The organism is Monoglobus pectinilyticus, assembly GCF_002874775.1.
In the GTDB taxonomy this organism is placed as follows: domain Bacteria; phylum Bacillota; class Clostridia; order Monoglobales; family Monoglobaceae; genus Monoglobus; species Monoglobus pectinilyticus.
The window spans coordinates 988,695-997,170 of record NZ_CP020991.1 but is presented as its reverse complement, the minus strand read 5'-3'; the positions used below and the strand labels follow the sequence as shown (position 1 = coordinate 997,170).

General features: G+C 39.4%; 7 protein-coding genes. 4 read left to right on the top strand and 3 right to left on the bottom strand.

From position 1 onward, the window contains the following. Window positions 1–858: 858 nt before the first annotated feature. A complete protein-coding gene (locus B9O19_RS04485) occupies window positions 859–1,656 on the bottom strand; it encodes a Nif3-like dinuclear metal center hexameric protein (RefSeq protein WP_102365296.1) in 798 nt (265 codons plus the stop codon). An 11-nt stretch (window positions 1,657–1,667) separates the two neighbouring features. After that, window positions 1,668–2,372 (bottom strand): tRNA (adenine(22)-N(1))-methyltransferase, encoded by a 705-nt coding sequence (locus B9O19_RS04480; protein ID WP_102365295.1) that lies wholly within the window; start codon window positions 2,370–2,372, stop codon window positions 1,668–1,670. 153 nt (window positions 2,373–2,525) lie between these two features. Between B9O19_RS04480 and B9O19_RS04475 the strand changes: the two genes are divergently transcribed. The 4 genes from B9O19_RS04475 (at window position 2,526) to B9O19_RS04460 (ending at window position 7,690) form a co-directional block, all read left to right on the top strand. Then, on the top strand, window positions 2,526–3,542 hold the full coding sequence (locus B9O19_RS04475) for a deoxyguanosinetriphosphate triphosphohydrolase (RefSeq protein WP_102365294.1): 1,017 nt from the start codon (window positions 2,526–2,528) through the stop codon (window positions 3,540–3,542). Between the two features lie 40 nt (window positions 3,543–3,582). Then, on the top strand, window positions 3,583–5,379 hold the full coding sequence (gene dnaG / locus B9O19_RS04470) for a DNA primase (protein WP_102365293.1): 1,797 nt from the start codon (window positions 3,583–3,585) through the stop codon (window positions 5,377–5,379). Window positions 5,380–5,442: 63 nt separating this feature from the next. Further along, entirely contained in the window at window positions 5,443–6,678 is a 1,236-nt protein-coding gene (gene rpoD, locus B9O19_RS04465) for an RNA polymerase sigma factor RpoD (RefSeq protein WP_102366605.1), read from the top strand. 73 nt (window positions 6,679–6,751) lie between these two features. Continuing rightward, window positions 6,752–7,690, top strand: coding sequence for a cation diffusion facilitator family transporter (locus tag B9O19_RS04460; RefSeq protein WP_102365292.1), 939 nt, complete (start codon window positions 6,752–6,754; stop codon window positions 7,688–7,690). A 427-nt stretch (window positions 7,691–8,117) separates the two neighbouring features. Here the strand turns inward: B9O19_RS04460 and B9O19_RS04455 are convergent. Beyond that, on the bottom strand, window positions 8,118–8,476 hold a 359-nt coding region (locus B9O19_RS04455), incomplete at its 5' end, for a helix-turn-helix domain-containing protein (protein ID WP_158648912.1).

The following is an 8,476-nucleotide window of genomic DNA, read 5'->3' as shown; positions in this document are numbered from 1 at the left end:
TTCATTTTCAATTATTTCCGTATATACAGTGTTTATAGTGAACATCGGTAGGGCAGACGACGTCTGCCTCGTTAGGTGAACTACCATCTCACGCAAAGCGTGAATATATTTAGAATAGTTTGTTATAAACCTTTCTAATTACAAGTTTTCCGCGACTGCGCGCCTTACGCGGCGTACTTCGCACGCCCTACCGATGCTTGCTATACCACATTTTTATAGAATTTTAATATTTATTTTTATTATATACCTAAACTTTTCGATAAACTTTATTGTTCATTTTCAATTATTTCCGTATATACAGTGTTTATAGTGAACATCGGTAGGGCAGACGACGTCTGCCTCGTTAGGTGAACTACCATCTCACGCGTAGCGTGAACATATTTAGAATAGTTTGTTATAAACCTTTCTAATTACAAATTTTCCGCGACTGCGCGCCTTACGCGGCGTACTTCGTTTGTACATCACAACTAAGTTTGATTATTATATCAACGAAGTTAATTATTGGCATTTATAGTTTATATCACATTATATAGTTTATAAGACATACACTTTTAAATAAAAGTGTAGTCACAATTGACATTGTAGGTTTATCAATACAAAGTGAGTTGTATTACACATACTTTAAAAAGTGTGGTCACAGCCCAACCGATGTGTCGTTCACTATAAACACCATTTAAATTATATCTAGCTATCTGTTGACTTCACACTGTATTAGATTCAAAGTACAAAATGAAGCAACTGCATGTGTATAATATAATCTGTAAAAAATTCTTTATATAAACTTTGCAATTAATATAAATGGTTCGTAGATTAAGAATTTAAGTTAAAATAAATTATAAAAGCGCATTAGGTACTTATTTATCTTCTTTTATAAGGCAGCATGGTTGATTTTGTTATTGAAATATCATCAAATCGGCTTAGCAAATAGTCTTCCATAAAATCACATATAATATTTTCGGTTTCAAAATGACCCGCGTCAATTAAGTTTATTCCAAGCTCCAATGCCAGCTGTGCCTCGTGGTGCTTTATTTCTGAAGTCACGTAAACGTCGGCTCCGGCGTTATAGGCGTTATAAATCAAGTCTCCGCCGCTGCCGCTGCACACTGCAGCTGTGGAGATTATTTCGGATTCGCTTCCCACGTAGCTGATAGCCATACATCCCAAAACATTTTTTACATAGTCAACAAAATCGGCCATTTCTATCGGAGTATCTAGGATTCCTACCCGTCCGATTCGGTCAAGCGGTTTTCCAAATGGGTCAGTACATTCAGATTCAGTAAAGCGGCGCACCCCTGAAAGGCCGAGTTTATCGCATAATATATCATTCATTCCGCCGTCGGCTATGTCAAAGTTTGTGTGGGCGCTATATACAGAAATGTCATTTTTAATTAGACTTCTGACAATGCTTCCTGTGACGTCTTGTTCAATCACTCTGTTTATTGAGGTGAAAATAAGCGGATGGTGTGAAACGATTAAATCAGCCCCGCAGTTTACGGCCTCTTCAATATTTTCAGAAGTAACATCAAGGGTTACGTATACGCTCTCAACATTACTGTCCATATCACCGACCATTAGTCCGACGTTGTCCCAAGGCTCAGCCAGGGTTTTAGGGGCTAAGCTTTCAATATATTCGGCAATATCCTTCACTTTTGGCATATAAATTCCTCCTAGCCGATGATAAATTTTTCAATATCAGATAATAAATTTTTATAATACCTAATTTTTTCTATATTTTCAGGTTCTGATGATTTGCTGAGTCCGTCAATAATCTTCCGAACTTTGTTTTCCTGCCGCTTTACATAAGAGCTGAAATGTTCAGGACGCTCATTTATAAGACTGCGTCCGAGGAATAACTCAACAGGCGACGGCTCTTCATATTTATCTTTACCCGGTTCAGCTGAAATAATATTATATATTTTGTTTTCCTCAACCGCCAGGTATTCTTTTATATTTTTAAAGTCTCCTTTATACAGATAATCCCTAAGTTCAGGAACCATAGTCATAGGCTGGAGTATTATTTTCTTTGCCTGATTTAAGATTTCCGGTGAGTTCTCGAGGATACTTGAGATTACAAGACCGCCCATTCCGGCTATTACTATTGTATCAACATTGTCGCCGGGGGTTATTGTTTCCAGTCCTGCGCCTTGTCTGAGGCTGATAAAATCAGACATATCATATTTTTTTACGGTTGATTCCGCTCTTTTTATAGGCCCGGTTTTTATATCCGAGGCGATGACATATTTTGATTTGCCGCTATATACCAAAGATACCGGCAGATAAGCATGGTCGGTTCCTATATCCGCTGTTACGTCTGAATCGTTTATGAGTTCAGATATTTTGTTTAGTCTTGGTGATAATGTAGGAGGAATCATAGAAACACCTTTCAAAATTAGTAATATAAAATAATTTTATTATTAAAAGTACATTTTGTCAATAGATAAAAGGAAAAAATCTATTTTTGTAGAATAGTATAAGAGCGAGTATTAATAGGGAGTTTAACATTGTTTTATGCGGAGGTGTCGTGTTTGAGCGTCAGGGAAATGCTTGAGAACAGAGAAAGGGAAATTTTGTCTGAGAAAGCGGCTCGGAGCAGCGAGTCAAAAGGCAGAGTACGCAGTGAAAACTCTTGTGAAATTAGAACTGATTTTCAAAGAGACCGTGACAGAATAATCCACTCAAAAGCATTCAGAAGACTTAAACATAAAACGCAGGTTTTTATATCCCCAATGGGAGACCATTACCGTACGCGGCTGACGCATACGCTGGAAGTTGCTCAGATAGCCAGGACAATAGCCCGCTCGCTTTGTTTGAATGAGGATTTGACTGAGGCGATTGCACTTGGGCATGATTTGGGTCATACTCCGTTCGGGCATATGGGCGAGAGAGTTTTAAACGAGATTTGCCCGACCGGGTTTAAACACAATGAGCAGAGTTTGAGAGTGGTTGATGTTTTGGAGGGCGGAGGCGGACTGAATCTTACATATGAGGTGAGAGACGGTATTGTATGCCACACCGGAGCAAAAAGAGCGGACACACTGGAAGGGCGTATTGTTGCGGTCGCTGATAAAATCGCCTATGTGAACCATGATATTGACGATTCGATACGCGGAGGTTTGCTCAGCGAGAACGATATACCTAAAGAGTTTTCTGATGTGTTAGGCAACAGACATTCAGCAAGAATAGATACCATGATAAAGGCGGCTATCTCAGGAAGCGAGCATGATATTGTGATGGAGCATGATATTGTGATGGAGCCTGATATATATGACGCGATGATGGGGCTGAGACAGTTTTTGTTTGACAATGTTTATTTGAATAAAAATGCAGAAGTTGCAACAGAAGAGGATAAGGCAAAAAATATTATTGAAGGGCTTTATTCAAGATTTGTAAATGATATTGACCTGATTCCTGCCGACGCCAGAAACAACAGCAGGACAGACGATAATAGTATAATAGCTATGGATTATATAGCCGGAATGAGCGACCCGTTCGCTATTGCAAGGTATGAGGAGCTGTTTATACCTAAGTTTTGGGTAAATTGATTTTAAGTTTAAAATACTATTTTTTAGAAAGGAAATAATAATGGCTGGTTCTGATTTTCAAAGCTTTATAGATGAAGTTGTAATGAGAAACGATATCGTTGATATTATTTCCGAGTATACAACTTTAAAACGCACAGGCAATAATATGATGGGGCTCTGCCCTCTGCATAATGACAGAAAGTCTCCGTCTTTGTCGGTCTCGCCTGATAAACAGATGTTTCATTGCTTTGGCTGCGGCGCAGGAGGAAACGTTATTCATTTCATACAGGCGGCGATGAACCTTGATTTTATGGATGCCTTAAAATATTTGGCGGACAGGGTACATATGGAAATGCCGGACAACAGAACCGGCAGGGACAAGCAGAAACAGCTGGCCATATCAAAAAAACGTGAAAAGATATACGAGATTAATGCTCAGGCGGCGAGATACTTTTTTGAGTGTTTAGCAAGTCCGGCGGGTGAACCGGGATTAACGTATCTGAAAAACCGCATGATTAGTAATTCAACGATAAAGCGGTTTGGATTGGGATACGCTCCTGAGGGATGGTCAAATTTAATAAATTTTTTAAAGAAAAAAGGGTATAATGAAAATGATATGCTGGACGCCGGATTGGTGAAAAAGCGTGATAACGGAACATTTTATGACGCATTTTATGACGGCAGAGTTATTTTTCCGATTATAGACGTCAGAGGGAATGTTATAGCTTTCGGCGGACGTGTAGTAAAAGACGGTACCGACGCTCCAAAATATTGGAACACGCCTGAAACATTGGTGTTTAAGAAAAAAGATAATCTATTTGGTTTGAATATAGCTAAAAACGCAAAGGCTGACAGGCTTCTTCTTATGGAGGGATATATGGATGTTGTGTCTCTTCATCAGAATGGATTTAATAACGCCGTAGCGTCTTTGGGTACAGCTTTCACGCCGGAACAGGCAAAATTGGTTAAACGGTATGCTCCAAGAGCCGTTTTATGTTATGATAACGACGAAGCAGGCAAAAAGGCTACAATAAGAGCCGGAGATATTCTCTTCGACGCTGACGTAAAGGTGCGAGTTCTGACGGTAACCGACGGCAAGGATCCGGATGAGTTTATAAAGATGAAAGGCCCTGATATGTTTAGTGTTCTGATTGAAAAGGCAAGGCCTTTGATTGAGTATAAAGTTGCCGAGGCGGAGTTAAAATATAACCTGGATGATTTGGATGATAAGGTTGACTTTTTGAATGAGGTGTCAGTAATTTTATCTAGGGTTAAAAACCAGGCTCAGAGGGAAATATATATCAGCAAAATAGCAGAAGAGCTTTCTATCAGTCCGGAAAGTATTTCAGCCGGCATAAGCGGAATAGAAAATAAGGAAAAGGCTATTTTAAGACGCCGGGAGGAAAATAAACAACGGAGAGAGCGGGACATAATGACAGGAGGAGTTTCAGCCAGTCATCGGGACAGAGAGCTTTTTAATGCTGAAAGACTGCTTTTGTGTCTGATGACTGATAAAAGGGTTATAGGGCTTGTCAAAGAGTCCGGAATAGTCCCTGATGATTTTATACGTTCAGAATTACATAAGAGGCTGGCTTCGCTTTTGTTTGAATTATATGAGAGCGGCGAGGGCACAGAAGGGAATGATATTCTGAACAGATGCTCACCTGAGAATGTGGGAGAAATATCCAATATTTTAATAAGTGATAAAAATATAAAAGATAAATATGAAGCTTCCAAAAAACCTTTGGAGATTATCGCTTTATCAAAAGAAGAACGTATTAAAGAAAAGGCGATTAGTTCCGGGGATGAAGAAGAATTAAAACGGCTCTTTGAGCTAAAGCGGAAGAAAAAAGAATAACGGGGGTTATATATTATGAAAAATAATGAAGAATTAAATAAGAATGCTGAAAATCAAGAGCTTATGGATGTTGAGAATACGGAAGCTAAAGAGAGCGGTTCAAAAGACGTGACAAATAAATCGTCAAAACAGGCTTCAAAAACCGGCGCCGGTGTTTCCGAAAGTTCTAGGCCGGTTGAAAAACAGGGGGCTGAGACGAAAAAAGTTGATATTGCCGTTGCCAAGAAAAAGGCTCAGATAATTCAAGGATTGCTGGAGGACGGCAAAAAGCTCGGAATGATTGAATACAAAACAGTTGCGGACAAGCTGGAAGAACTGGAATTGGATTCAGAGCAGATAGATAAAATATATGAAATAATAGAGAAACAGGGTATAGAAATCGTCGGAAGCATAGACCCTGAACCTGTTGTGGATGAAAGCGATGAGGTTACAGAGGAAGAACTGGAGGATATGTCTGTGCCTGACGGCGTTAGCATAGACGACCCGGTTAGAATGTATCTTAAAGAGATAGGAAAAGTTAATCTTTTGACAGGGGCTGAGGAAGCTGACCTAGCCAAGAGAATGAGCGAGGGCGACGTTAACGCAAAACGCAAGCTTGCAGAAGCAAATCTCAGACTGGTTGTCAGCATAGCGAAGCGGTATGTTGGCCGCGGTATGTTGTTCCTTGACCTTATCCAGGAGGGAAATTTAGGTCTTATAAAGGCTGTTGAGAAGTTCGATTACACAAAGGGATATAAATTCTCAACATATGCTACATGGTGGATAAGACAGGCTATAACCAGAGCGATTGCCGACCAGGCGAGGACTATTAGAATACCTGTTCATATGGTTGAGACTATAAACAAGCTTGTTCGTGTTTCAAGGCAGCTAGTGCAGGAACTTGGACGCGACCCGATACCGGAGGAAGTCGCAAAAGAGCTGAATATGCCGGTTGACAAGGTTGGAGAAATTTTAAAGATTGCTCAGGAACCTGTTTCTTTGGAGACGCCGATAGGCGAGGAAGAGGACAGCCATCTCGGCGACTTTATCCGTGATGATGACGCACCGGCGCCGTCCGACGCCGCTACATTTACTTTGTTAAAGGAGCAGCTGGTGGACGTTTTGAGCACATTAACTCCGAGAGAAGAAAAAGTGCTTAGACTTAGATTTGGTTTGGACGACGGCAGAGCAAGAACTCTTGAAGAGGTTGGCAAAGAGTTTAATGTAACCCGTGAAAGGATTCGTCAGATAGAAGCTAAGGCTTTAAGAAAACTTCGTCATCCCAGCCGCAGTAAAAAGCTGAAAGATTATTTGGAATAAAATATGTCATAAAATTAATTTTTCAGCATACATATTAAAAGTATTGATTTCAATAGACATAGGGAGTGTGATTATGGAGAACGAGGTACTTAACAGCCAAAGCAGCAAAAAGATTATAATGCGTGTTTCAAACATAAGTATAGTTGTTAACGTGCTTCTTTCAGCTATAAAGTTTGTTGTGGGTGTTATAGCAAATTCAGGAGCTATGATAAGTGACGCGATTCACTCTGTTTCGGACGTGTTCAGCACTATTATTGTGATGATTGGGGCGAACGCGGCGGCGAAAGATCCGGATCAGGAACACCCTTACGGTCACGACCGAATGGAATGTATAGCTGCAATCGTGCTTGCTATTGTCTTGTTTATAACCGGTATTGGAGTTGGAATAACAGGCGTCAAAAAAATTTTCGGCGGCAATTACGGAGATTTGGCTGTGCCCGGGGCGTTAGCTTTAGTTGCGGCGGTTATTTCGATTGTTGTTAAAGAAGGCATGTTTTGGTACACAAGGTTTTATGGAAAAAAGGTTGACTCTACGGCATTGCTTGCAGACGCATGGCATCATAGAAGCGACGCGCTTTCTTCAGTAGGAAGTTTTATCGGTATTTTGGGAGCCAGATTGGGTTTCCCCATTTGCGATCCGTTAGCCAGCGTTGTTATATGCTTGTTCATTGTGAAAGCCGCATATAATATCTGCAAAGAAGCGCTTGACAAAATGGTCGACAAGTCGTGTGACGATGAGACTGAAAGAAAGATGTCCGACTTGATTAAAAGCCAGGAAGGCGTCATTTCGCTTGACCTGCTTATGACAAGAATGTTTGGTTCAAAATTATATGTTGATGTGGAGATAGGAGCGGATGAGAATACGCCGCTTAGAGATTCCCATGCAATTGCCGAGAATGTTCACAATGCGATTGAAGCTAATTTTCCTAAAGTCAAACACTGCATGGTTCATGTGAACCCTGTAGAATTAAAAATTGATTCCGGTGCGGCTGAAGATGAAAATTTAGAATAATTATGTTCAAGATTATTTTCACTTATTTTTGAGAATATAAAATAAAACAATTTTATGCGCTTTGATTTGAGGTTTTACATTACGATGTGGTCTGATGGTAAGAATGTTTGCTATTGGGTTATAAGAATAATGTTTGTTATCGTGTTATAAGAATTCGGAAAATTTAAAAAGTTTAATGATTATGAAATCTGAAAGAGTAACATAAACGAGCCCATAAATTTGTAAGTATAATCTAATAATTATTCTGATTCTAAAATATAAAATATAAACAGTTAACCGGCTCCGTTTTCGCGGAGCCGGTTTTATTTTTATGTATCTTACATTTATTTCTGACAAAGTAAAACACCTCCCATGGTAGATAAAACCAAAGAAGGTGCTTTTTATATTGTAAATTTTTCGTTTTTGTCAGGTTTACGCTGATATTATTTTAAAATGTATAATTCGCTTTTCTGTATTTGCTTGGTGAAACCCCCATTATCTTTTTAAATACGTCGCCGAAATAATTGCTGTCTTTATATCCGCAGAATCTGGCAATTTCGGTTACTGAATACTGGGTCTCAACAAGCATGTTTGTCGCCATTTTTATGCGGACGTTATTTAGATATTCATTAAATCCAAACCCGGTTACTTTTTTAAACTTTTTAGAAAAATAAGTCGGGCTCATATATGCCATCTTAGAAATGTCAGCAAGAGTAATCTGCTGGTTATAATAGTTTATAATATATTTACATACCTGCTGAATCCTCTCCTCATGAACACTGATGTCATCAAAGCCGTGGCAATAAA

Coding starts and splice junctions, on each gene's coding strand:
- B9O19_RS04485 (WP_102365296.1), bottom strand. CDS start 1,656: ATGCCAAAAGTGAAGGATATTGCCGAATATATTGAAAGCTTAGCCCCT.
- dnaG (WP_102365293.1), top strand. CDS start 3,583: ATGGCTGGTTCTGATTTTCAAAGCTTTATAGATGAAGTTGTAATGAGA.
- rpoD (WP_102366605.1), top strand. CDS start 5,443: ATGGATGTTGAGAATACGGAAGCTAAAGAGAGCGGTTCAAAAGACGTG.
- B9O19_RS04480 (WP_102365295.1), bottom strand. CDS start 2,372: ATGATTCCTCCTACATTATCACCAAGACTAAACAAAATATCTGAACTC.
- B9O19_RS04460 (WP_102365292.1), top strand. CDS start 6,752: ATGGAGAACGAGGTACTTAACAGCCAAAGCAGCAAAAAGATTATAATG.